Consider the following 22793-nt stretch of genomic DNA (forward strand, 5'->3'; position numbering starts at 1 on the left):
ACGCGCGGATGGCCGATCCCGATCTCGTCCCCGAGCTGCTCGTCGCCGACCTCGACCGGAGCCTCGGGTTCTGGTGCGGTCCCTGCGGGTTCCGGATCCACTACGCCCGGCCCGAGGAGGGCTTCGCGTACCTGGTCCTCGGCTCCGCGCACGTGATGCTCGACGAGGCGGGGCGGGGCCGCAACTGGATCGCTGCACCGCTGGAGCGCCCGCTCGGCCGGGGGATGAACCTGCAGCTGCACGTCGACGACGCCGACCGGACGGCGGCGGCGCTCGCCGAGGCCGGGACGCCGCTGTTCTCGCCGCTCGAGACCCGCTGGTACCGGGTCGGAGCGGAGGAGGCGGGCGTCCGTCAGCTGGTGGTGGCCGATCCGGACGGGTACCTTCTGCGGTTCCAGTCGTCGCTCGGACGCCGACCGGCCCGAGCGGACGTCCCCGTCGCTCCCTGACCGGCCGACCGCGCCACCATCCGCTCGGCTCAGGACGTCATGCCAGCGAGTGACGACCGTGACACTGCGCGGCTGGTTGCCTCGGAGACATGACGCAGCACCCCGCCACCGCGACCCTCCCGCAGGTCCCGCCCGCCGCCCTCTCCGAGCCCGCTATCGAGCAGGCCGCCTCGGCGGAGCACGAGCCCCTCGTCCGTCCGGCGGACCTGGTGTCGGCGCTCACGGGCGTCGCGCTCTGCTTCTTCTCCCTCTTCGTCTACGCCATCGCGCACTGGCAGTACTTCGGCGCGGACGTCGACGAGGTGAGCGTCCTCGGCTGGCTCGCGCCGCTGATCGCCGGCGTCGCCTGCCTGCTGTCGGCCGTCGTGTCCGTCGGGGTCCGCGCCTCCGGGCGCCGCGCCGAGCGGACCGCGGCATGATCCCCGTCCTCGCCGGGCCCGGCCTCGAAGCCGCGGAGCAGCTCCTCGTCCGCGCCGGATGCCTCCGCCCCGAGCACCCGTGGGCGGCCGGTGCCGCCACGGAGGCCGCGCCGCGGATCGACTTCGCCGTCCTCGCCGAGCAGGCGTGCCTCCTCGACCTCTCGGAGGAGGCGGTCGCCCGCATCGCCGTGTCGCTCGCCACCGGCCGCCCCGTCGATCTGCGGAGCGCCTTCGGGCATCTCACGCGCGACCACGCCCGGCTCGTCATGACCGCGGTCGCCGCGGCCGCCGGGCACGACCGCGTGAGCAGCCGGATCCGCGTGGTCGGCGACGAGCGCCGGGTCGAGACGGCGCCGCCCCTGGCCGTCTGGCCCTCCTGAGCCCCCCGCCCGCCCCGATCGGGCGGACGCGCTCGCCGATCCGACCCGGCGCTCCGCGTGATGCTCCAGGCAGGTGAGCCGTTCGGAGGTGCCGTGCCGCCGACCCGCGTCGCTACGGCCTTTCGGAGGTGCCCGGTTTAGGGTGTCCGTGTGCAACGAGTCGACGATTTCCCAGGAGCCGGACCGGTGGCGACCTCACCCGAATCCGGTGACCAGGGGGAGGCGTCCGCGCATCGGCTCTCCCCGACGGCGACCTCTCCCGTGCAGGTGACGAGCGGCGAGGCCGGCTACCAGGGCGGCAACGTGGCCGATCCGGTGTGGCAGTCGTGGCGCGACGAGCTCGCCAAGGTCGGCGGTCCGTCGCCCCTGCTCCACTTCGTGGACTCGCCCCGGACGCGCATCGAGCTCTCGACCACGCACCCCGGCGGGCTGCCCCCGTTCATCTCGGGAAAGACGACGCTCCTCTCCTCGCTCATCCGCGACGAGCTCGCCCTGCGCACCGCGAAGAACGCCGCGGGTGCGATCACCGACAAGGGGATCGAGCTGCGCTCGGTCCGCGGCATCGAGGGCGTCCACCTCGCCATCGGCCTCGCCCAGTGGCGCGCCGGCGACACGGAGTTCACCGCACCCGTGCTCCTGCGCCCGCTCGCCATCCGCCGCTACGGCCGCGACTTCGAGCTCAAGCTCAAGGGCCAGCCCTACTTCAATCCGCAGCTCGCGCGCGCCCTCAAGCAGCAGTTCGGCATCACGATCGACCCCGAGCAGTTCGTCGAGCTGGCCGTGCAGAACGGCGTCTTCAAGCCGCAGCCGGTCATCGACCAGCTGCGCGGCCTGACCTCGCACCTGCCGTGGTTCGCCGTGCACCCGCGCCTCGTGGTCTCGAGCTTCGCCGACGTGGCGGGCGACATGCTCCGCGACGCCCGGATGCTCGAGCACCCGGTCCTCGACGCCGTCGCCGGGAACCCGGCCGCCAAGCGGGCGCTGCAGCAGTCGCAGAAGGTGGCGTCGATCATCCCGCAGGACGAGCGTCCTCCGGCGACCGACAACCTCCTCCTCGACGCGGACGCCGAGCAGGAGCAGGTGATCGCGAACATCGCGGCCGGCAACTCGCTCGTCGTGAAGACCCTCCCCGGCACGGGCGGCACCCAGACCATCGTCAACGCGATCGGCGCCCTGGCCGCCCAGCACAAGCGCGTGCTGGTCGTCAGCGCCCGCCGGTCGAGCCTCGACAGCATCCACCAGCGCCTGCTCTCGGCGGGCCTGGGCGGCATCGCGGTCGGGCCCCGCACGCTCCGCCGCGACCTCATCCAGTCGATCGGCCGCAACGAGAAGGCCGCGCGCCCCTCCGTCAGCGAGATCGACGACGCCCTGCTCCGGCTGCGGAAGGTGCTGCTCGACTACCGCGGCGCGCTCTCCCGGCGCGACGAGAGCTTCGGCGTCTCGGCGCTGCAGGCGCTCGAGGAGCTCGCCCGCCTCTCGCAGCTGCGGACGCCCCCGTCGACCGCCGCCCGCCTCGACCGCCGCTCCGTCACCGCTCTCGCGCACAGCCGCCCCGAGGCGACCCGGATGCTGATCGAGTCGGCGCGCCTGGGCGAGTTCCGCTACGGCCCGGGCGACTCGCCCTGGTACGGGGCCCAGTTCGACTCCACCGCCGACGCCGAGATCGCCCACGAGCTGGCCAAGCGCCTGCACCTGCGCGACCTGCCGCGCCTGCTCGACCGCGCCCAGGACGTCATCGGCCAGACACGGATGCGCCCGTTCGAGTCGGTCGCCGAGCTCGGCATCTACCTGCGCCTGCTGCAGGACGTCCGCGAGACGCTGGACAAGTTCCAGCCGGCCGTCTTCGACCGCTCGATCCAGGACCTCATCGTCGCCACCTCGCCGCGCCGCGAGGCAGCCGAGATGTCGTCCACCAACCGCCGGCGCCTGAAGAAGCTCGCCCGCGAGTACCTGCGTCCCGGCGCGCACGTCACCGACCTGAACGCGGCGCTCCGCCGGGTGCAGCAGCAGCGGACGCTGTGGCAGCGCTACGCGGTCGCCGGCACGATCCCCGAGGTCCCGGTCGGCGTCGCCGACGTGCAGGTGGCCTACCAGCAGGTGACCGACCAGCTGAGCCGTCTCGACGAGCCGCTCGGCCGACGCGGGACGAACCTGCAGCTCGCCTCGCTCCCTCTCGCCGAGCTGGCCTCGATGGTGTCCGGCCTCGCCGAGGACAGCGAGGTGCTCGCCAACCTCCAGGAGCGGACGACCCTCCTCGCCACCCTGCGCGACTGGGGCCTGGACCCGCTGCTCACCGATCTCTCGCGCCGCCACGTGCCGGCCGAGCTGGTCGCGGGCGAGCTGGACCTGGCCTGGTGGCGCTCGGCGCTCGAGATCATGCTGACCGACGAGCGTGCGCTGCTCGGCGGCAACACGAGCGTGCTCGACCGGCTCGAGGCCGACTTCAAGCTCGTCGACGAGGCGCACGCCGCCTCGAGCGCCGAGCTGCTGGCCTGGAAGCTCTCCGAGACCTGGAAGATCGGGCTCGTCGACTGGCCGCAGGAGCGCGACGCGCTGCGCGCGCTGCTGCGCACCGAGGCGGCGACGACCCCTCAGGAGCTGCAGAAGGCCGCTCCGCACCTCTCGCGCGTGCTCGCTCCGGCCTGGCTCGCCTCGCCGTACGAGGTGCACCGCATCGGCACCGAGACGACCTTCGACGCGGTGTTCCTCGTCGACGCCGGGGCGACCACGCTGGCCGAGAACGTCGGAGCGATCCGCCGGGCGAAGCAGGTCGTCGCGTTCGGCGACCCGGTCACGCAGACCCCCACTCCCTTCGGCCTGCGCGTCGACGAGACGCCGGAGTTCGGCTCTACCGCCTCGCGGACCGACGTGGAGGCGCTGCACGCCCAGTCGGCGCTCGCCCGACTCGGCGAGCTGCTCAACACCGTCACGCTCACCCGCAGCTACCGCGCGGGCGGCGAGGACCTGGCCGAGCTGGTCAACCGCCGCTTCTACGGCGGCCGCATCGACTCGCTGCCCTGGGCCGGCTCGTTCCTCGGACACGACTCGCTCCGCTTCCACTACATCGCGAGCGGGCACGGCATGCCCGAGAACGACTCCGGAGCCGTCGAGTCCGTCGACGCCGAGGTCGCGAAGGTGGTCGAGCTGGTGCTCGAGCACGCCGTGATCCGTCCGCGCGAGTCGCTGATGGTCATCACCGCGAGTCCTCGCCACGCCGTGCGGGTGCAGCAGGCGGTGCTGACGGCCTTCGCCAAGCGCACCGATCTGAGCGACTTCATCCTCGGCGACCGTCCCGAGCCCTTCGCCGTCGTGACGCTGGAGCAGTCGGTCGCGCAGAGCCGCGACCGCGTCATCTTCTCGATCGGCTACGGCCGGACGCCCCACGGCCGCCTGCTGTCGAACTTCGGCGCTCTCGCGGAGCCGGGCGGAGAGCGCCTGCTGGCAGTCGGGATGACCCGTGCCCGCCGCTCGATGGACATCGTCTCGTGCTTTCGCCCGGGCGACATCGACGAGTCGCGCATGCGCTACGGCATGGTCGCGCTCGCGCAGGTGCTGCAGGAGGCGGAGGACCGCGTCCAGCCGAGCGACCGCGACGACTACTCGGAGCCGATGCTGGTGGATCTCGCCGCGCGCCTCGAGCGCCGTGGACTCCGGGTCAACATCGGGCACAAGGGCAAGCTGGCCCTCGTCGCCGCGCACGGGACCCGTGCCGTGGTGGTCGAGACCGACCGCGACGTGAGCACGCAGAGCCTGCGCGTGTCGCTGCGCCTGCGTCCGGAGCTGCTGCGCCGGCTGGGCTGGCACTACCTGCGGGTGCACAACTTCGAGCTGTTCGCCGACCCCGAGGCCGTGGCCGCGCGGGTGGCCGGGCTGATCGGCGCGACCGCGGGGGAGGAGCAGACCCCTGCTCCCGCCGCCGGCGAGGCTGCTGCTGCTCCCGCCGCTCCTGCCGCCGCCGCCGCTGCTCCCGCCGCTCCTGCTGCCGCCGCCGCTCCGGCGTCGGGGGAGACGCAGCCCGACGAGCCGCTGCCGCACGACTGATCGTGGCGCCGGATCCCGACGCCCCCGCGGGTGCCGACCGCCCGTTGCGGCGCACCCGCGGCGGCCGGCGGGCGACGCTCCCCGCGAAGCCCGGCACCGATCCGTCGCCGCACGATGCTCCGGTCGCCGACCCCTCCGCGCCGCCCGCGCGCCCCGACACCGGCCCGAACGACGCGCGCCTGCGCCAGGACGTCCCCCCGCACTACTGACGTCAGCCGGACCGGTCGGTTATCCGCGAGTCGAGACATGTCCCGTCGGCGACCTCGGACCTCACCCCGGCACACCCCTGCTCGACGAGCGACCACGTCACGCCGACGCCTGCCGACCGCTCACGTCGGGCCCGTCGACGGTGGCCGACCGCTTCCGTCCGGCGCCCGCAGACGACCGCTTCCTTCCGGTGCTCGCTGACCGACTGCTTCGGCCCGGCGCCCGCTGGCGACCGCGTGCGCCTAGCGCCCGGTGACCGACTGCTTCCGTCCAATGCCCGCTGACCGATCGCTTCCCGCCCGGTGCCCGGCGGTTTCCGAGGAGCGCGTGGAGACAGGGCCGATCAGTCCCCGTCGGAGACGCCGAAGGTCCCGTTCGGCGACCTCCCGAAGGTGCAGGTGCCGTCCGAAACGCGTGCCGACGTTTCGGACGCACCGTTCGCACAACGCTCTGCGAAGCGTTCCCCGATCGGGAAATCGACCGCGGTCCTCTTCCGCCTCCGGCGGAAGGAGACAGAGCGACTCAGTCGACGTGCTTGCCGGAGTTCGCGGTGGTGGCGGTGCCGTTGTTGGCGAGCAGGTCGCGGATGTCGGCGAGGAGCTCGAGCTCGGTGGGGGCCTTGTCCTCCGCGGCGGGGGCGTCGGCGGCCTTCTTGGCGAACGCGGCGTTCTTGAGGTGGTTGATCGGCAGGACGAACGCGAAGTAGAGGACGAAGGCGACGATCACGAACTGGATCAGGGCCGAGACGACCGAGCCGTAGGCGATGACGGTCGGGTCCTCGCCGTTCTCTCCCGGTCGGATGGGCCAGACCAGGGCCTCGAGGGAGGAGGCGTCGAAGATCACGCCGATGAGCGGGTTGAAGATCCCCGTCACGATCGCGTTGACGATGGTCGTGAAGGCGGCGCCGATGACCACGGCGACAGCCAGGTCGATGACGTTGCCGCGGAGGATGAACTCCTTGAAGCCGTTGATCATGATCGTTCCGTTTCTGCCGTGAGCGGTGGGTGGCGGGTCAGCTCCCGGAGGAGGAACCCGAGGAGGAGGACCCGGAGGAGCCCGAGGACGACGAGGAGGAGGACGATCCGGAGCCCGAGGACCCCGAGCCGGACGAGGAGCCGCCCGAGCCCGATGAACCCGAGGATCCGGAGGAGGAGCCGCCCGATCCCGAGGAGCCCGACGACGAGTCGGATGAGCCGGAGCCGGATGCGCCCGAGCCGGACGAGCCGGCACCCGAGGAGGAGGAGGAGGAGCCGCCCTCGCTCGACTTCCCGCCGGAGCGGGAGTCGGTGCGGTAGAAGCCCGAGCCGTTGAAGGTCACGCCGACCGCGCTGAACACCTTGCGCAGCGCCCCCTGGCAGCTCGGGCACTCGGTGAGCGTGTCGTCGGTGAACTTCTGCTGGATGTCGAAGGCGTTGCCGCACTGTGTGCAGCGGTAGGAGTAGGTGGGCACAGGGGGCTCCTCGGAGGCGGGTGGGGGAGAAGAAGGACGGGGTCAGTGGCGCAGGTCGACGATGCCGGAGGGAGTGACGACTCCGTCGACGGCCTGGTCGTGGACCTCGCTGGGCACCCGGTCGACGAGCTCGCTGTCGAAGACGACGGCGTAGACCGGCGGGCACTTCTCCATCGAGCCGAGGGTCTTGTCGAAGTAGCCGCGCCCCCAGCCCATCCGCATCCCCTGCCGGTCGACGGTGGCGGCCGGGACGACGATGAGGTCGACGTCGTTGATCGCGATGGGGCCGAGCAGCTGCCCGACGGGCTCGGGCATGCCGAACAGGCCCTGGGTCTCGGTGTGGCCGTCGCCGACCGCCCAGTCGAGCAGGCCGTCCTGGCGCGAGACGGGGAAGAGGACGCGGATGCCGTCGCTCTCGGCCCAGCCCAGGAACGGCCGGGTGCTCGGCTCGTCCGGAGCGGAGAGGTAGCACGCGAGGGAGCGGGCCCCCACGCGGGTGGCGAGCTCGATCAGGTGGGCGGTGATCTGCTCCGCGGCCTGGTCGCGAGCGGTCGAGGTCTGCGTGCGGCGGCGCTCGCGCAGCTCGGCGCGCAGCGCCCGCTTCTCGTGCGTGATGTCGGCTGGCATGCGCTCAGTCTAGAACCGGGCCCCGCGCCGGCCTCCGCGCGGACTACCCTGAGGGACGCTCGTCCCGGACCGCCCCGGAACGGGGTCCGGCGCCTTCCGTCGCCGGTCCTGGCGCGAAACTCCCGCGACTTCCCCCGCCGCTAGGATGGCGCCCCATGGGCACTCGAATCCGCAAAGCAGTCATCCCCGCCGCAGGTCTCGGCACCCGCTTCCTGCCGGCGACGAAGGCCATCCCCAAGGAGATGCTGCCGGTCGTCGACAAGCCGGCGATCCAGTACGTGGTCGAGGAGGCGGCGGACGCCGGCCTCCAGGACGTGCTCGTGATCATCGGGCGCAACAAGAACGCGCTCGCCAACCACTTCGACTCGGTGCCCGAACTCGAGCAGAACCTGTCCCAGAAGAAGGACGACAAGAAGCTCGAGCACGTCAAGTACGCCAGCGACCTCGCCGACGTGCACTTCGTCCGCCAGGGCGAGCCGAAGGGCCTCGGCCACGCGGTCTCCCGCGCGCAGCGCCACGTCGGCGACGAGCCCTTCGCCGTGCTCCTCGGCGACGACCTGATCGACGCCCGCGACCCGCTGCTCTCCCGCATGATCGACGTCGCCGAGCAGCGCGACACCACGGTGGTCGCGCTGCTCGAGGTCGACCCCGACCAGATCCACCTCTACGGCTGCGCGGCGGTCGAGGCGACCGACGAGGACGACGTGGTGCGGATCACCGGGCTGGTCGAGAAGCCCTCCAAGGAGGACGCCCCCTCGAACCTCGCGATCATCGGCCGCTACGTGCTGAAGCCCGACGTGTTCGGTGTGCTCGAGCACACCGCTCCGGGCAAGGGCGGCGAGATCCAGCTGACCGACGCGCTGGAGCGCATGGCCCAGGATCCGGCCGAGTTCGGCGGCGTCTACGGCGTCGTGTTCCGCGGCCGCCGCTACGACACCGGCGACAAGCTCGACTACATCAAGGCCATCGTGCAGCTCGCCTCCGACCGCGACGACCTCGGCAAGGACCTCAAGCCCTGGCTGAAGGACTTCGTCGCCGGCCTCTGAGCCCCGGCGAGCGCTCCTCCGGAACGGACGGGACCCCCTGCTGCGGCACGGGATCCCGTCCGTTCGTCCGTTCCCCGAGAGCACGGAACGCCGCGGAGTCCAGTCCCCTCCCGCAGCGCGGCGGAGCAGTAGGGTCGCATCATGCCGCTCCCGATCCCGACGCTCACCGAGGGTCGTGTCACCGTCCGCCCCATCCGCGTGCGCGACGCCCGCCCTCTCGAGCGGGAGCTGATCGCGAACCGGTCGTGGCTGCGCCAGTGGGAGGCGTCCGACCCCCGGGGAGGCGCCGCATTCGACGTGCGCGCCAGCATCCGCTCGCTGCAGCAGAACGCGCGGGCCGGCGGGGGAGTGCCGTTCCTCATCGACTGGGACGGCGAGCTCGCCGGGCAGCTCAACATCTCGAACATCGGGTACGGCTCGCTCTCCTCCGGGTCGATCGGCTACTGGGTGTCCGAGCGCTACGCCGGGCGGGGGATCACTCCGATCGCCGTGGCACTCGCTGCCGACCACGCCTTCCTCGACCTGGGCCTGCACCGGATCGAGATCTGCATCCGCCCGGAGAACCGGCCGAGCCTGCGCGTGGTCGAGAAGCTCGGCTTCCGCTACGAGGGCCTGCGGCGGCGCTTCATCCACATCAACGGCGACTGGCGGGACCACTTCTGCTTCGCCCTCGTGGCGGAGGAGGTGCCCCGCGGCGTGCTCCGCCGCTACCTCGACGGGCAGGTCCCGTCGGAGGTCGGCCTGCCGACCGACGCGGACCTCCGCGCCTCGCGCCGCTCGGGTCTCTCCGGACCCTCCGACGGCGCCGGTGTCCCTCCGACGGGGCCCCGGCTGATCCGCGATCCGCACGGACACACCTACCCGTAATGACGGACGGGAGTGCCCGGTGCTCCTAGCGTTGTCCGCATGAGTAGCGACTGGCTGGGCGGGGGCGTCGTCTGGGCGCTCGCCGCCGTTCTGTGGGTCGCCTATCTGATCCCCACGTGGATGCGCAGGCGGTCGTACAACGCGACCGAGCGCAACGCGGTGAGGCTGCAGCAGACGCTGCGGATCCTCGCCGAGACCGCGGAAGTGCCCGAGCACGTGCGTGCGGAGGCGACAGCCCGCGAGGTGGCGCTGCAGCAGCGCCGGCTCCGGGTGACCGAGACACGACGACGAGCCGAAGAGAAGGCACAGGCGATGGAGCTGGCACAGGCGGAGAAGGCGGCGCGCGACGCGCTGCGACGGGCGACCGCGAGCGCACGGCGGAGCACGCGGTCAGGGCCCTCGGTCCTGCGCTGGCGCCAGGGCGCCGCGCTGGCCGTGCTGGTCGGGGCGGTCGCCGCGCTGGTCGGGCTCGTGATGCTGCCCTTCGGCGGCACGGGTGCGGTGCCGCTCGTCGGCCTGCTCCTCGCCGTCGCGGGGCTCGGCACGCTGATCCTGCTGGCGCCGGGTCGCCGCCGCGCCGCCGCTCCGGCCGCAACAGCGACGACGGCCGCCGCGACCGAGCGCCGGCGCGCCGAGGTCTTCGAGGCCGAGCTCGCCGAGGAGGCGGCGGACGACGCCTCCGAGGAGCTCGCCGAGGACCGTGCGAGCTGGACGCCGCAGCCGCTCCCCAAGCCGCTGTACCTCTCCCGGGGCACGGTCGCCGCCTCCGCGATGGCGTCGATCGACGCCGTGGAGCGCCTGCGCACCGCCGCGGCGGAGGCGGAGCTCGCCCAGCGCGCCGCCGCGACCGCTCCCGAGGTGGCGCCGCTGCGCGTCCCGCGTGCCGCCGCTCCCGCTCCCGAGGCTCCGCGTCCCTCCTCCCGCTTCGCCGCGATGGGCGTCGTGGACGGCGTCGACGCGATCGACCTCGACCAGGCTCTGCAGCGCCGCCGCGGGGCCTGACCCGAGTGCGAGGCGCCTGCTCGTCCGTGCTAGTGTGGACGAGTTGTTCGGGCCGGTGACGGCTCGGAAGGCACGGGTCCGTGGCGCAGTTGGTAGCGCGCTTCGTTCGCAATGAAGAGGTCAGGGGTTCGAATCCCCTCGGATCCACCAGAGAACGCTTACTCCAAACATTGCCATCGTCGGTGCGGAGAGTTGAGCTTGAAGTAACAGTTGGGAAGTCCCCGTCCGCCGTTGGCGGGCGGGGATTTTGCATTGGCTGCTGTGCGAACTGTGCCGTCTGCCATGTCATCTGCGCTTCGACGAGGAGTTGGGCAGGTTCGGAGAGTTCGGACTGCACTCGTTCGAGGTCGATGATCCAGAGTCGGCGGAAGATGGCCTGGTTGAGTCAATCGTCGCCAACTCCCTGTTGGGGACATGGTCCGGCTACGCGCCCGCTCTCGCCTCCGCAGGTCTGAGCCCTTCGACACATCGTCGGGGGGCTCGTCGTCTCGACCGCGCTCAAACTGCCGGTCAAGCGCCGCACCCGCAAGTCCGTCCACGTCGGCAAGTTCGCCGGCGGTGGGAGCGTGACCGACGTGCGCGATTGGGCTCAGCAGTTCGTTAACGTAGGCCCGATTGCGGTGGTTGGAGCAGCTGAGGTAGTGAGGACGGTTCGCGAGCTGGCGGGTTCCGGCAGTACCGCGACAACACCGTGCTGGCCACGATAAAGGTACTGGACGCCGCGGACGCGCTCGCCTGATTTCCCGCCACGCCCACCACGCCCTGTTTCTGGGTGTTGTCTGCGCGCCTCGATACCCTGAGGGAGAACCATCTTCCTGGCAGTCCGGGAAGCGACGAAGGAGCGCCGTGACGCGGATTTTTGACAACATCGAGCTTCGCCTCGGCGAGCACCTTCAGGCGACGCTGGGCGACTTTGATCGCATGGATGTCGCGGTTGGTTACTTCAACCTCCGGGGCTGGAGCGAGTTCGACGAGATCGTCGCCGCGAAAGAAGCGACAGGGGCACCTGTCGCCCGAATCCTCATCGGAATGGTCTTCGCCGGACCCGAAGAAGAGACGCTCGACCAGCTCCAGGCGACGGTAGACGGTCAGCCGCGTCCCGATGCGGATGCTCAGATTTCGAAGGAGCGTAAGGCGCAGCTCCTCGAGCATCTACGGGTGCAGCTGATGCGAGGAGTTCCTACGGCTGCCGATCGCAAGACGCTTGCGTCCCTTCGCGAACACCTCGAGGCAGGCAAGGTCGAGGTGCGGGTATTCACGCGTCGTCCGCTCCACGGCAAGACCTTCATCTTCCATCGCCAGGATCTCAACTCGCCGATCATGGGATTTGTCGGGAGCAGTAACCTGACTGCGCCCGGGCTGAACTCGAACCTCGAACTCAACGTCGACGTGCCGGATTCGTTTGGCGGCGGCAAGGATCTCGCGGCGTGGTTCGACGCTCGCTGGAACGACCCGCACAGCCGCGTCGTCACTGCCGATTTGCTGGCCCTACTCGATGAGTCGTGGGCTTCGGTGAAGCCGAAGCCTCCTTACGAGGTGTTCCTCAAGCTCTGTTATGACCTTTCGCGTGATGTTCGAGAGGGCCAGGACGAGTACTCCGTTCCGCTCGAGGTGCAGTCCGAGCTTCTTGAGTACCAGGCGACGGCTGTGCGCACGCTTGCGCGCAGGATCGTTACGCGCGGCGGCACCATGCTGGGCGATGTGGTTGGTCTCGGCAAGACAATTACTGCGGTCGCGGTCGCGTTGATGCTTCGTGAGGAGCACGGGTATCTTCCCCTGGTCGTCTGCCCAAAAAATCTCAAGCAGATGTGGGAGGACTACTTCGACGCCTACGAGGTTCCGGGACGTGTCGTCTCCTACACCGAGGCGCACAATGTGCTGCCGGCGATCAGCCGCTACCGGTTCGTCATCGTTGATGAGTCTCACACCCTCCGAAACGACAAGCGTCGTGACTACCAGGCCGTGCTGGAGTACATCGACCGGGTCGGGGCGAGGGCGCTGCTGCTGACGGCGACGCCGTACAACCGACGCTTCGAGGACGTGGCAAACCAGCTTGGGCTCTTCATCCAGCCCGACGAGGACCTCGGCATCTCGCCGGTCAACGCGCTCGCGGCGGACCCGAGGCTCGCGGACCGCGTCGATGGCAAGGTCACCACGCTGCAGGCATTCAAGCGATCCGAGGATCCGGACGACTGGAAGCGACTCATGAGCGAGCACTTGGTGCGGCGCACCAGGACGTTCATCAAGAACAACTACTCCGACACGGACGACGACGGATCCAAGTATCTCCGCTTCGCTGACGGCACCAAGTTCCGATTCCCCGACCGCGTGGCGCGGCCGATCGACCACCCGTTCGACAACGGCGACCCGGCAGCGCTGATGGTCAGCGATGAGACGCTCAACACGCTTCAAAACCTCATACTCCCGCGCTATTCACTCATCGCGTACGTCGATGAGAAGCGTAAGTCCGAGTGGTCTGACGACGACAAAATGGTCGTCGAGAACCTGCGTCGTGCGCGTGGCCAGGTAGCAGGCTTCGTGCGCACCACTCTGTACAAGCGACTCTCGTCCGGTGGCTATGCGTTCACACTCTCGCTGCGGCGTCACGTCGCGCGGAACGAGCTGTTCCTCTACGCGATCGATAGCGGCCTCCCGTTGCCGACCGGCACCATTCAAGAGGCGGACCTCTTGGACGATGACGACATCATTGAACACGAGGTAGATGACACGGAGCGGTTGGGGGATGCGACCGCGCAGCGCTACCAGGCATTGGTCGATGCGGATCCTGGCTACATGACGTGGATCCGCCCGGAACTGTTCACTCCTGGCTTACGAGACGCACTGAGCGCCGATACCGAGGCGCTGGCCGCTCTCCTTGATGCGTACGGGTCGTGGGAGATCGGACGCGACTCTAAACTCGCGGCGCTTGCCAAGTTGATCACGGACGAGCACCCAGCCGACAAGGTCTTGGTTTTTACGGAGTACAAAGACACCGCCAATTACGTCGCGGCCGCACTCCGTTCGATGGGGATCGATGCCGTCGATTCCGCAACGGGAGGCGACGAGGATCCCACTCAGCTCGCACGTCGCTTCTCTCCTCGTTCGAACAAGCTGCGCGGTAAGAGCGCCGTCGAAAACGGGGGTGATGAGCTTCGTGTGCTTATCTCCACCGATGTCCTCAGCGAAGGACAGAACCTCCAGGATGCGCACATCGTCGTCAACTACGACCTGCCCTGGGCAATCGTCCGTCTGATTCAGCGCGCTGGTCGCGTCGACCGGGTTGGGCAAGAGTCTTCCGAAGTCCTGCTTTACTCGATTTTCCACGGGTCTCTGAACAACGTCCTTTCGCTTCGTCAGCGCATCGCGGATCGCCTGCAGCAGAACGCGCAGGCCTTCGGCTCCGACGAGCAGTTCTTTGGCTCTGAGGACGAGGTTCGGGCGATCAACGACCTCTACGACGGCACCCTTGACGAGGCCGAAGATGTTGAGGACATCGACGCGGCGAGCCTGGCGTATCAGTACTGGAGTAACGCACTGGAGCAGACCCCGGAGGCCGCGGAGCGTGCTCGTCGCCTACCGGATCTGGTTGACGCGACCCGTGCAAAGCGTGTCACCGATGTTGAAGCGGGGGTCGGCTGCTACATCCGCACTGAGGCTGGCATCGACGGTTTCGGGTGGACTACTCCCGCGGGTGAGACTCGGCTCCTGACAGGATTCGAGACGCTCCGTGTTTTCGAGAGCAGCCCGGACGAACCTTCAACGGATCGGTTGCCGAACCACGACGAGTTGGTAACCGATCTCGTGCGCGGGCCTCTTGCCAATCCGATCGTCGCTGCGGGGCGTCTTCGAGGGGTTCGCCGACAGATCTGGAAGCGACTCGGCGAGAGTCTGTTTGATTTCGGGCCCGAGGCATCAGCAGCGCTTGATCTGCTCTACCAGCACCCGTTGACCAACGAGGCAGACCGACGGCTTCGCAACGCCGTGCGCAACGGCGCGTCGGATGACGAGCTTGCCAGCCGTGTCGCCGCATTGGCTCGGGAGGACAAGCTCGTCATCGAACGTCGATCGGGCAACGACTCCATTCGCATCGTGAGCACCATGGGAGTGAATTAGCCGTGGACACTTCCGTGCTTCTAGAACTCGTTGATCGACGGGAGTTCCGAGACCTCTTCGTCGACCACCTGGGCTGGAGCAACCCAGATCAGGGAGACTTCGAGGTAGCCACAGAGATCGGTAGCTACCGCCTGACGCAGGTCGCTGGGTTCAAAGGCTTGCGCGTTTGGTTCCACGATGGAATGCCCGCGCGGTCAGAGCAGCGTCTGATCGACCAGACGATCGGCGCGAAGAACCTCGAGCGCCTCGTCGTATTTGCCGATGAGAACAACCAAGCCTGGCGCTGGCCACGACGGGCGCAGATGGGCGGCGCGAACGCCAAGCTGGTCCTCCATGAGCGCCGAGTCGGCGACAGCGATGCCCGACTTGTCCGCCAGCTTCAGGCCATCGCGATCGGGTTCGACGAAGAACTGACGCTTGTCGATCTCCTCTCGCGTATGCGCGGGGCTTTCGACCACGAAGCTGAAACAACCGCCGCGCAGGCGGCGCGACTCATGAGCATCCTGTACGCCGAGCTCGAAGGATCGGGGTGGGACCAGCACAACTCGACGTTGCTCCTTGCCCGGCTTCTTTTCCTGTACTTCGCCGACGACTCGGGCATGTGGAAGCACTCGGGGCGTCCTGACCAATTCCAGGCTTTCCTTGTCGACCACACCACTGTCGACACGCTAGCTGATGACCTGAGCGAGTTGTTCGAAGCGCTCAGCCAAGAGCGGCGACGGCCAGAATTGCCTGAAGTGGTCCGCGAGTTCCGGTACGTCAACGGCGGACTGTTCACCGACGAGTTCACGATGGGGCCACTCACCGGGGCGTTCCGCGCGGAGCTAATCGATGCGGGGGACTTCGACTGGTCGGTCATCTCTCCGGCGGTCTTTGGATCGATGTTCCAGACGGTCAAGACACGTTCGGATCGTCGCGGTGGCGGCGAGCACTACACGACTGAGACGAACATCCTTCGGACGATCAATCCGCTCTTCATGGACGGTCTTCGCGATCGACTCGAGCGCGCCTGGAACGACCGCGGGCAGCTCACTCGTCTCCACAACGAACTCGGAAAGATCCGTGTGCTTGATCCGGCGTGCGGCTGCGGGAACTTCCTCATCGTCGCGTACCGCGAACTTCGTGCGCTCGAACTCGAACTTTTGCTACGGCAGCGGCAGCTAGATCTTCAGGACAAGGGAAAGAACTACGCTCAACTCTCACTCGACGTCACCGGAGATCTCAAGGTCCGCCTCGATCACTTCTATGGCATCGAGATCGAGGAGTGGCCTGCGCGTATCGCCGAGACGGCGATGCTGCTCGTCGACCACCTCGCCAATCAGCGCATGGCGGAGGACTTTGGCCTCGCGCCAGACAGGCTGCCCATCCAAATCGCGCCGAAGATTCATCTCGGCAGCGCACTCTCGACGGACTGGAACGATGTCGTACCCGCTGCCGAGCTGAGGTACATCGTAGGTAACCCGCCGTTCAACGGTTCGCGCACGATGAGCGCCGCTCAGAAAGCGGAGTTGCGCTCAGTCGCCCACGGTATGCGTGAGGCGGGGCTCCTCGACTACGTCGCCGGATGGTACTTGCTCGCTGCTCGCATGATGTCGGAGAACCCAAGCATCAAGTCCGCGCTTGTCTCGACGAATTCAGTGGCTCAGGGTGAGCAGCCCGCTATCATATGGCGTCCGATGTACGCCGCGGGGATGCACATCAATTTCGCGCACCAGACGTTCGAGTGGGACAACGAATCCCCAGACGCGGCCGCGGTGCACTGCGTCATCATTGGCTACTCGCCTGACAACGCAGCACCCAAGCGTCTCTTCTCCTACGCGCGTGGGCGGGGGGTGCCGCTTGAGACAAACCCGAAGACGATCAGTCCCTACCTCACCGGCGGAGTTGAGTATGCGGTTGGAAACCGCCACTCGCAGATCTCTGGCAGGCAGGAAATGGTCTTCGGGAATATGGCGGCAGACAAGGGCAATTTGCTGTTATCGCCGGATGAGCGAAATGTATTGCTTTCGCAGTCGCCCGAAGCTGAGCGGTTCGTCCTGCCTTTCTACGGGTCGCGTGAATTCATAAACGGCATCGATCGATTCTGCATCTGGCTCGATGGTGTACCGGAAGCCGAGTGGCGTGAGATCCCTGAGATCGCGCGTCGCGTCGAGGCCACTCGTGCTGTCAGGCTCGACTCCGCTCGTCCGCAGCTCGCGGCGACGCCTCAGCTATTTGCGCAGATCACTCAGAGGCCCATTGCGCCGTTCCTGATTGTGCCGAGGACTTCGTCGGAGAGACGGCGCTACGTGCCTATGGCCTTCTTCGAGCCCGGACATGTTGCATCCGACGGGTGCCTCGTCATCGTGGGAGCGAGCCTCGTTGATTTTGCTTTGCTCAACAGCGAGATACACATGGACTGGGTGCGAACGGTGGGCGGTCGACTGAAAAGCGACTACCGCTATTCGAAGGACGTCGTCTACAACAACTTTGTCTTCCCCGATTTCGATGCCTCGGCGAGCGACGAACTCGCAATGCTGGCGGGCGCTGTGCTGACTGCTCGGGCGAGCTACCCGGATAGAACCCTTGCATGGCTCTACGACGAGACGACGATGCCACGCGCTCTCCGCGAGGCTCACTCAGAGCTCGACGAGCGCGTGGCGAGCCTGTATCGCGCAACCCCCTTCCGCGCCGCCGAGGAGCGCGTCGCGCACCTTTTGGAACTGCATCAAGTGCGTGAGGCAGGACTGCTGGGTCGATCGCGCGCGCGCAGACCGCGCTAGCGAGGGTATTGGCATACTCGACATGCCAGGAGTGAAGATAGGCGCGTCGTCTACTGACCGCGTGTACTCTGGGCTCATGACCGCAGAAGATGACGCTCTCTCCGTCCTCCAGGCTTCCGCGCTCCTCGATGTCCTGAAGTGGGGGGCGCCGGTGGCGTTCGAGGCGACGGATCAGCTTTACGACGAGGACCAGGGCCACGACCAAGGCGTCGTGGGCTACCTCAACTTCAAGCACCTACGGGATCTCGTCGACCGGGCGACCTCAAACGGGCGGTTCAAGCTGGGTGAGGGACTCGACAGCCTCGGTGGGGACGTGCTCGAGCGCGGCATTACGCCGGAGGCGTTCAACATGATGCCGCGTCTGGCGGCGGGTGCCGTCGTGCGTCGGGACTACAAGCAGTCTCCTGGGTGGGCGGTGGAGGGCTATCGGGTGCTGTTGCAGTCCTACCCCTTCGGCAAGGTCGACGACATCAAGTGGGTGCAGCGCAGCGACGCGAAGAGACGCGTCGCGGACCAACTGTTCGTCGGCGACAACACGCTCTTCTCCGACGAGGAGTTTGGGCTCGAGTCGATCCCGGGTATCCCGGACGATGACGACTTCACCGGCGTGACGCTGATCGCGGCCCATGCCTTCAACCCGACCACCAAGCAGTTCGAGCTCTACCTCGGCCAGAGCAAGAACCCGGAACATGCAGACGATTCCTGCTGGCACTGGAAGAAGGTGCTGCTGTCCGGCGGTACCCCGGCGGGTGGCGGTGGAATTCCCGTCGCGCCCACGATGCCGAACGGTGGCGCTTCGACGGAAGTCGACGACGTGCCGGTGCGGATCAAGCGGACGGGTGCGGGCGAAGGGTCGGGCGCGGCAAATGGTTGAGGTGCGCCGGCCGTCCCAGACGCTCGCCGCCGCAGCCTCGTTCTTCAACGGTGAGCGCCTAACCATGGCGCGCCAGCTCAAGGGACTCAAGAAGTCCCACCTAGCGAGCCTCATCGAGATGTCGCCTGCGTCCGTGACGGCCTGGGAGAGCGGCGCTAAGCAGCCCAACCGCGCGACGGTGGCCAAGCTCGCGCTAGCGCTTCAAGTCGAGCCGCAGTTCTTCGGGGGAGGAGCGCCGCCGAAGACAAACAAGCCGCATTTTCGCTCGCTCCGCTCGACACCACAGATCGCGCAGGACGAGGCTGAAGCGTACGGACGATTCGTAGCTGAGATCGCGGGGATGCTGGAGAACGCCGTCGAGTTTCCTGAGGCCCTCTTGCCGGACCTCCCGGTCGACCCCGATGAGCGTTCGATGACGCCCGAGGAGGCCGCACGCGAGGCGCGGGCCTTCTTCGGCGTCGCGCCGGGGCCGGTGCAGCATGTCGTCCGTCTCGTCGAACGCAGCGGAGTCGTCGTGGTGTTCAGCGAGCCTGGCGTTGCCGCGATTGATGCGTATTCGCTCCATTCGGCGACCCGACCGATCATCGTGTTGAACCCGGTGAAAGATGACTACTACCGGCAGCGCTTCGACGCTGCCCATGAACTCGGCCATCTGATAATGCATCACGACGCCGAGCCCGGAGGGAAGGTTGCCGAGGAGCAAGCCAACCGGTTCGCATCCGAGTTCCTGATGCCAGCCGAGGAGATCGCGCCGTCCCTCCCGGTTTCCACCGCGGGCAAAGCCTGGGCGCGCCTCGCAGAGCTAAAGGAATACTGGGGCGTGAGCCTTGCGGCGCTCCTTTACCGGACGCGTGCGCTGGGCATCATGAGCGACGTCTCCTACCGCAACGCAGTCATCCGCATGTCACAGAACGGTTGGCGCCGAGCGGAGCCGGGGCGGATCTCGTCTCTGGAGATGCCGTCGATGCTGCCGCGCGCGCGTGAGGTGCTCTTTGAGGCTGGAGTGGACGAAGCCTCATTCCTCGCTGGTTCAGGGCTACCCGTTGGGCTCTATGCCATCGCTGCGTCGCGGGTTCCGGCGACGGCCGCGCCGAGGGAGGCGATGTCATGAGAGTTGCGAGAGTCCGGATCCAGCGCTTCCGCGGCTTTGAGCAAGCCGAACTGGTGATCCCCGCCGATGTCGTCATCGCAGGGGAGCCGCAGGCGGGCCGCAGTGACCTTGTGGAGGCGCTTCGGCGCGTGCTCGACCCGCGCAGCACACGGGCGCGTGTCAATCCGCTCGACATTCACCGCCCCATCGCAAACGAAACCCTGACTGAGGTGGAGGTAACGCTCCTCGAGCTTGGCGCGCAGCTCGAGACGCTACTCAGCGACAGCCTCGAAGCATTTGACCCTTCGGCTGCGACGCCCGCAGGGACGGGCGGCGGCGCGGGCGCCGTGCTCGGCGTTCGCCTCTGCTACCGCATCCGCTACGACCTTGACGCCGACAGCGGCGATCACTGGGTCGACTTCCCCGCACGGAGCGACGCCGCGGCGAACTCATTCAAGCGGGTCGGCCGCGTGGAACGCGAGGCGTTGCCCGTGCAGTTCATCGACAATGCGCCCGCTCTCCAGCTTCGCGCCGAGGGGGCACTTCGAACCCTGTTGGCCGCATCGGATTCAAGTGGACTCGACGATGCACTTGCTGGCCTGAATGACGGTGTGCGATCGGCAACAGCTGAATTCGCGGGCGCATCCGTCGTGACGGACGTGCTTGAGCAGGTACTCGACGCCGGTCCGAAGACACTGTTCGGTGTGGACGATCCCGGTGCGGTTGACTTCGTGGCCGATGACGGTTCGCTCGCAGCCCTTCTTCGCGCGCTGCAGCCTGCGCTGTCGCTCGATGCGGCAGGTCCCTTGCCCATCCGTTCGCACGGGTCGACGATCCAGAGTGTGTTCTCGGTGGCCGAAGCCATCGCGGCGGCGCGCGCGGGGGAGTCCGGCGTTGTCGTTATCGGTGATGACTTCGGCGACGGTCTGGATGCCTCGTCGTCCGAGTACATGGCAGGCCTACTGCACGCGACCGCGGGCCAGTCCATCCTCACGACGCGTCGCCCAGAAGTCGTGCGCGCCTTCAAGCCGGAGGAGCTTGTTCGCTTGACACGCACCGAAGGTGGCCGATCGCAGCACCAGCTTCCTGACGTAACGGACAAGGCGGCCCGAGTCACGCGTCGGCTCGTACTCGACCAGCTCCTGGCTGCGCTAAGCGCGCGAACGGTCGCGCTGGTCGAGGGCCCCCTCGACGTCGAGGGCTACGGCGCACTGGCCGCGAGGCTCTTCAGGAAGACCGGTAAGCGCAAGCATGGATTGGCCGCGAACGGCATTCGTCTGATCGCGCCACCGGGTACTGACGGGGGTATCTCGCGGCTGCCGGCGATAGCTGAGGTTGCGCTACAGCTTGGCTTCCATGTGCGTGCGATTGTCGACAACGACAAACCTGGGCAAGAGGATCCGGCCGTCGTCGCGCTGGAGGCGCTGACCGAGCAACTTGTGGTGCTTCCTGATCGCACAGCAGTTGAAGCGGCGCTCATTCGAGGAGTACCGGGGGAGAACCTGCGGGAGGTCGTCGAGTCGCTGGCCACGCTCGGTATGCCGTCTCTGCCAGACGATCTCGCCGACGATGCGATCGCCGAACACCTGATCTCCAAGAAGATCCTGAAGAAGCAGGGGCTTGGGCCCGCGTGGGTCGAGGCACTCACGGTCCAGCCGCCGACCGCCCGCGCCGTGATCGAGGCGCTCTGCGTCGGTGAGCTGGGGCGCATCGACCTTCCTGCGCTCTCATGACCTGGGTAGCCCAGAACCCCGAGCAAGCTCAGATCGTTGAGACAGAGGCCGAGCTCACGGTTGTGCTCGGGGGTGCGGGGGTTGGCAAGACGACGAGCGCGCTGGCGGCCGCCGCCGCGCACCTTGATCGGGTTCAGGATGCGAAGCCCCACGAGCGAGTGCTGTTTCTTTCCTTTTCTCGCGCGTCCGTCGGCCGGATCGCGTCCAGGACAAGTGAGGTACTCGGGAAGAGCGCGGATCGCGTCGATGTGATGACGTTCCACTCCCTTGCTTTCTCGATCGTCCGGAGGTTTGGGAGCATGATCGGACGCGGTGACGTGGTGCTCGTCAGCCCTGCCCGGGAAAAGCTCGGCCTGGCGGGCAATGAGATCGGCTACGGGAGTCTTCTGCCGTTGGCGCTCGAGATCGCACGAGCGTCGCCTGCGGTTGCGGCTCACCTTCGCACGCGCTGGGGCCTGGTGATCGTGGACGAATTCCAAGACACCGGCGATGCGCAGCAAAAACTGCTCGAGCTGATCACCCCGAGCAGCCGCATGCTCTTGCTCGGTGATCCCAATCAGTGCATCTACACCTTTCTCGTCGCGGATGGTGTCCGCGTCGAACGAATCAACGAGGCGTGTGCGGCCGCCGGACAGGAGCACACGATCGTGCTCCCGGAGACATCATTCCGTGACCCCTCCGGCGTCATCCCGGCAGTAGCGAACGCCATTCGAACGCGTCAGTTCGATGCGCCAGCGCTGGCGAGCGCCATCGAAGGGGGCCGATTGGTCGTCCGGAGCGGAATCGCGCTCAGCGACGAGGCGTCCGGCGTGGCACAGCTCGTCACCGAACTCAGCAGCGAGGGGCTCGGCGTGGCGGTCTTCACCCACCACAACGACATGCTCGCGTCACTGTCGGATGCGCTCGAAGCAGAGGGCATTGAGCACGAGATTGCCGGGCTGAGTGATGCGCTCGCGGCTGCTTTGGACGCCCAAGTGACGATGATGCAGTTCCGATTCGGAGACGCTTCGTGGGAGGATGTGCTCGAGTCACTCGCGGTCTTTCTTACGAGCGCACGGCGTGGTGCCCAGGTACCGGTGCTGGCAACGCAGATCTTGAACGGGACCGGCCCGCAGACGCTGCTCGAACGGCTGACTGCACTTCGCGGCCGGTTGACTGACGCCGTAGTAGTCGAGACGGCGCTCGACGAAGCGCGTGCGGCCCACGACGCTCTTGGACTACCGCAGAAGTCAGGCGCATGGGCGCAGGCGGGCGTTCTGGTTGCGGTCATGCACGCCCGCGCAATTCGGCAGGGAAGGGACCAGAGCGGTATGCAGATCGTCGCGACAATCTCGGCTGAATCGCGCGAGGCTGGGTACGCCGCTCTCACCGACTCGGTCCTGCGCCCGCGAGAAGTGCAGTTGATGAATCTCTATCAAACCAAGGGTCGCGAGGCAGACGCGACTATCGTCGTTCTTCGTGAAGGAGACTTCATGGGCAAGGAGGTCGAGCCGTTTCCGACGACGAGCAGGCTGCTCTATGTTGTCTTTTCCCGCGCTCGTCAGCGAATCATCGTGCTGCTCGTCGGAGGGCGACTGCATCCCGCCGTCGCGCCGCTTGCGCAACTGGTGGTCTGATCGCTTGCTGGGCAGACGCCGTGGTCTCGACGGATCGAACAACGTTTCGCATGCTCAGGGGCCGATGGAGCATCTCTACCGCTCAACGTCCAATCCTCGAAGCCAGATCCAACTGTT

The 22793-nt window shown here is 67.6% G+C and carries 17 protein-coding genes and 1 tRNA gene; 15 read left to right on the forward strand and 3 right to left on the reverse strand.

The window, feature by feature from the left end; all coding sequences use genetic code 11:
* The first annotated feature begins 8 nt into the window (after positions 1–8).
* The 5 genes from C5C54_RS07825 (at position 9) to C5C54_RS07845 (ending at position 5498) form a co-directional block, all read left to right on the forward strand.
* A complete protein-coding gene (locus tag C5C54_RS07825) occupies positions 9–449 on the forward strand; it encodes a VOC family protein (RefSeq protein ID WP_104288087.1) in 441 nt (146 codons plus the stop codon).
* Positions 450–538: 89 nt separating this feature from the next.
* Positions 539–868, forward strand: coding sequence for a hypothetical protein (locus C5C54_RS07830; protein ID WP_104288088.1), 330 nt, complete (start codon positions 539–541; stop codon positions 866–868).
* Positions 865–1248, forward strand: a complete 384-nt coding sequence (locus C5C54_RS07835; protein ID WP_104232859.1) for a hypothetical protein — start codon at positions 865–867, stop codon at positions 1246–1248. The genes C5C54_RS07830 and C5C54_RS07835 overlap by 4 nt, the downstream gene beginning before the upstream one ends.
* A 186-nt stretch (positions 1249–1434) precedes the next feature.
* Positions 1435–5289, forward strand: a complete 3855-nt coding sequence (locus C5C54_RS07840; protein WP_374953282.1) for a DEAD/DEAH box helicase — start codon at positions 1435–1437, stop codon at positions 5287–5289.
* Positions 5290–5291: 2 nt separating this feature from the next.
* Entirely contained in the window at positions 5292–5498 is a 207-nt protein-coding gene (locus tag C5C54_RS07845) for a hypothetical protein (protein ID WP_104232858.1), read from the forward strand.
* Between the two features lie 520 nt (positions 5499–6018).
* Here C5C54_RS07845 and mscL read toward each other — a convergent pair.
* The 3 genes from mscL to C5C54_RS07860 are packed head-to-tail and all read right to left on the reverse strand — an operon-like array spanning position 6019 to position 7573.
* The gene (mscL, locus tag C5C54_RS07850) at positions 6019–6471 is read right to left on the reverse strand and encodes a large conductance mechanosensitive channel protein MscL (protein WP_181027096.1); all 453 of its coding nucleotides are present in this window, start codon (positions 6469–6471) and stop codon (positions 6019–6021) included.
* Positions 6472–6508: 37 nt separating this feature from the next.
* A complete protein-coding gene (locus C5C54_RS07855; protein WP_104288089.1) occupies positions 6509–6946 on the reverse strand; it encodes an FmdB family zinc ribbon protein in 438 nt (145 codons plus the stop codon).
* Between the two features lie 42 nt (positions 6947–6988).
* Positions 6989–7573 carry a 5-formyltetrahydrofolate cyclo-ligase gene (locus tag C5C54_RS07860; RefSeq protein ID WP_104288090.1) on the reverse strand — a complete coding sequence of 195 codons (585 nt, stop codon included), beginning with the start codon at positions 7571–7573 and terminating at the stop codon, positions 6989–6991.
* A 155-nt stretch (positions 7574–7728) separates the two neighbouring features.
* On the opposite strand from C5C54_RS07860, the gene galU reads away from it, so the two are divergent.
* From galU to C5C54_RS07910, 10 genes are all read left to right on the forward strand, one after another.
* The gene (gene galU / locus C5C54_RS07865; RefSeq protein WP_104223218.1) at positions 7729–8619 is read left to right on the forward strand and encodes a UTP--glucose-1-phosphate uridylyltransferase GalU; all 891 of its coding nucleotides are present in this window, start codon (positions 7729–7731) and stop codon (positions 8617–8619) included.
* A gap of 141 nt (positions 8620–8760) precedes the next feature.
* A complete protein-coding gene (locus tag C5C54_RS07870) occupies positions 8761–9486 on the forward strand; it encodes a GNAT family N-acetyltransferase (protein ID WP_104273095.1) in 726 nt (241 codons plus the stop codon).
* Positions 9487–9525: 39 nt separating this feature from the next.
* Positions 9526–10488 carry a hypothetical protein gene (locus tag C5C54_RS07875; RefSeq protein WP_104223216.1) on the forward strand — a complete coding sequence of 321 codons (963 nt, stop codon included), beginning with the start codon at positions 9526–9528 and terminating at the stop codon, positions 10486–10488.
* Between the two features lie 74 nt (positions 10489–10562).
* Positions 10563–10638: transfer RNA gene (locus C5C54_RS07880), tRNA-Ala, on the forward strand.
* Between the two features lie 696 nt (positions 10639–11334).
* Positions 11335–14601, forward strand: coding sequence for a helicase-related protein (locus tag C5C54_RS07885; RefSeq protein WP_258063264.1), 3267 nt, complete (start codon positions 11335–11337; stop codon positions 14599–14601).
* Between the two features lie 2 nt (positions 14602–14603).
* Positions 14604–17363 carry a DNA methyltransferase gene (locus C5C54_RS07890; protein WP_104288091.1) on the forward strand — a complete coding sequence of 920 codons (2760 nt, stop codon included), beginning with the start codon at positions 14604–14606 and terminating at the stop codon, positions 17361–17363.
* Positions 17364–17439: 76 nt separating this feature from the next.
* Entirely contained in the window at positions 17440–18237 is a 798-nt protein-coding gene (locus tag C5C54_RS07895; RefSeq protein ID WP_104288115.1) for a hypothetical protein, read from the forward strand.
* Positions 18230–19348 (forward strand): XRE family transcriptional regulator, encoded by a 1119-nt coding sequence (locus C5C54_RS07900; RefSeq protein ID WP_104288114.1) that lies wholly within the window; start codon positions 18230–18232, stop codon positions 19346–19348. The genes C5C54_RS07895 and C5C54_RS07900 overlap by 8 nt, the downstream gene beginning before the upstream one ends.
* Positions 19345–21060: a hypothetical protein gene (locus tag C5C54_RS07905; protein WP_104288092.1), complete on the forward strand. Its 1716-nt coding sequence runs from the start codon at positions 19345–19347 to the stop codon at positions 21058–21060. Before C5C54_RS07900 ends, C5C54_RS07905 begins: the two co-directional genes overlap by 4 nt.
* The gene (locus C5C54_RS07910; RefSeq protein WP_104288093.1) at positions 21057–22676 is read left to right on the forward strand and encodes a UvrD-helicase domain-containing protein; all 1620 of its coding nucleotides are present in this window, start codon (positions 21057–21059) and stop codon (positions 22674–22676) included. The genes C5C54_RS07905 and C5C54_RS07910 overlap by 4 nt, the downstream gene beginning before the upstream one ends.
* The last annotated feature ends 117 nt before the right edge of the window (positions 22677–22793 follow it).

The sequence above is a fragment of the Rathayibacter sp. AY1F2 genome (assembly GCF_002930885.1).
Classification (GTDB): domain Bacteria; phylum Actinomycetota; class Actinomycetes; order Actinomycetales; family Microbacteriaceae; genus Rathayibacter.

Bases quoted from the DNA above. Each gene is read 5' to 3' on its own strand.
- C5C54_RS07905 (WP_104288092.1), top strand. From the start codon at position 19,345: ATGAGAGTTGCGAGAGTCCGGATCCAGCGCTTCCGCGGCTTTGAGCAA.
- C5C54_RS07910 (WP_104288093.1), top strand. From the start codon at position 21,057: ATGACCTGGGTAGCCCAGAACCCCGAGCAAGCTCAGATCGTTGAGACA.
- C5C54_RS07875 (WP_104223216.1), top strand. From the start codon at position 9,526: ATGAGTAGCGACTGGCTGGGCGGGGGCGTCGTCTGGGCGCTCGCCGCC.
- C5C54_RS07870 (WP_104273095.1), top strand. From the start codon at position 8,761: ATGCCGCTCCCGATCCCGACGCTCACCGAGGGTCGTGTCACCGTCCGC.
- C5C54_RS07835 (WP_104232859.1), top strand. From the start codon at position 865: ATGATCCCCGTCCTCGCCGGGCCCGGCCTCGAAGCCGCGGAGCAGCTC.
- C5C54_RS07900 (WP_104288114.1), top strand. From the start codon at position 18,230: ATGGTTGAGGTGCGCCGGCCGTCCCAGACGCTCGCCGCCGCAGCCTCG.
- C5C54_RS07895 (WP_104288115.1), top strand. From the start codon at position 17,440: ATGACCGCAGAAGATGACGCTCTCTCCGTCCTCCAGGCTTCCGCGCTC.
- galU (WP_104223218.1), top strand. From the start codon at position 7,729: ATGGGCACTCGAATCCGCAAAGCAGTCATCCCCGCCGCAGGTCTCGGC.
- mscL (WP_181027096.1), bottom strand. From the start codon at position 6,471: ATGATCAACGGCTTCAAGGAGTTCATCCTCCGCGGCAACGTCATCGAC.
- C5C54_RS07860 (WP_104288090.1), bottom strand. From the start codon at position 7,573: ATGCCAGCCGACATCACGCACGAGAAGCGGGCGCTGCGCGCCGAGCTG.
- C5C54_RS07830 (WP_104288088.1), top strand. From the start codon at position 539: ATGACGCAGCACCCCGCCACCGCGACCCTCCCGCAGGTCCCGCCCGCC.
- C5C54_RS07825 (WP_104288087.1), top strand. From the start codon at position 9: ATGGCCGATCCCGATCTCGTCCCCGAGCTGCTCGTCGCCGACCTCGAC.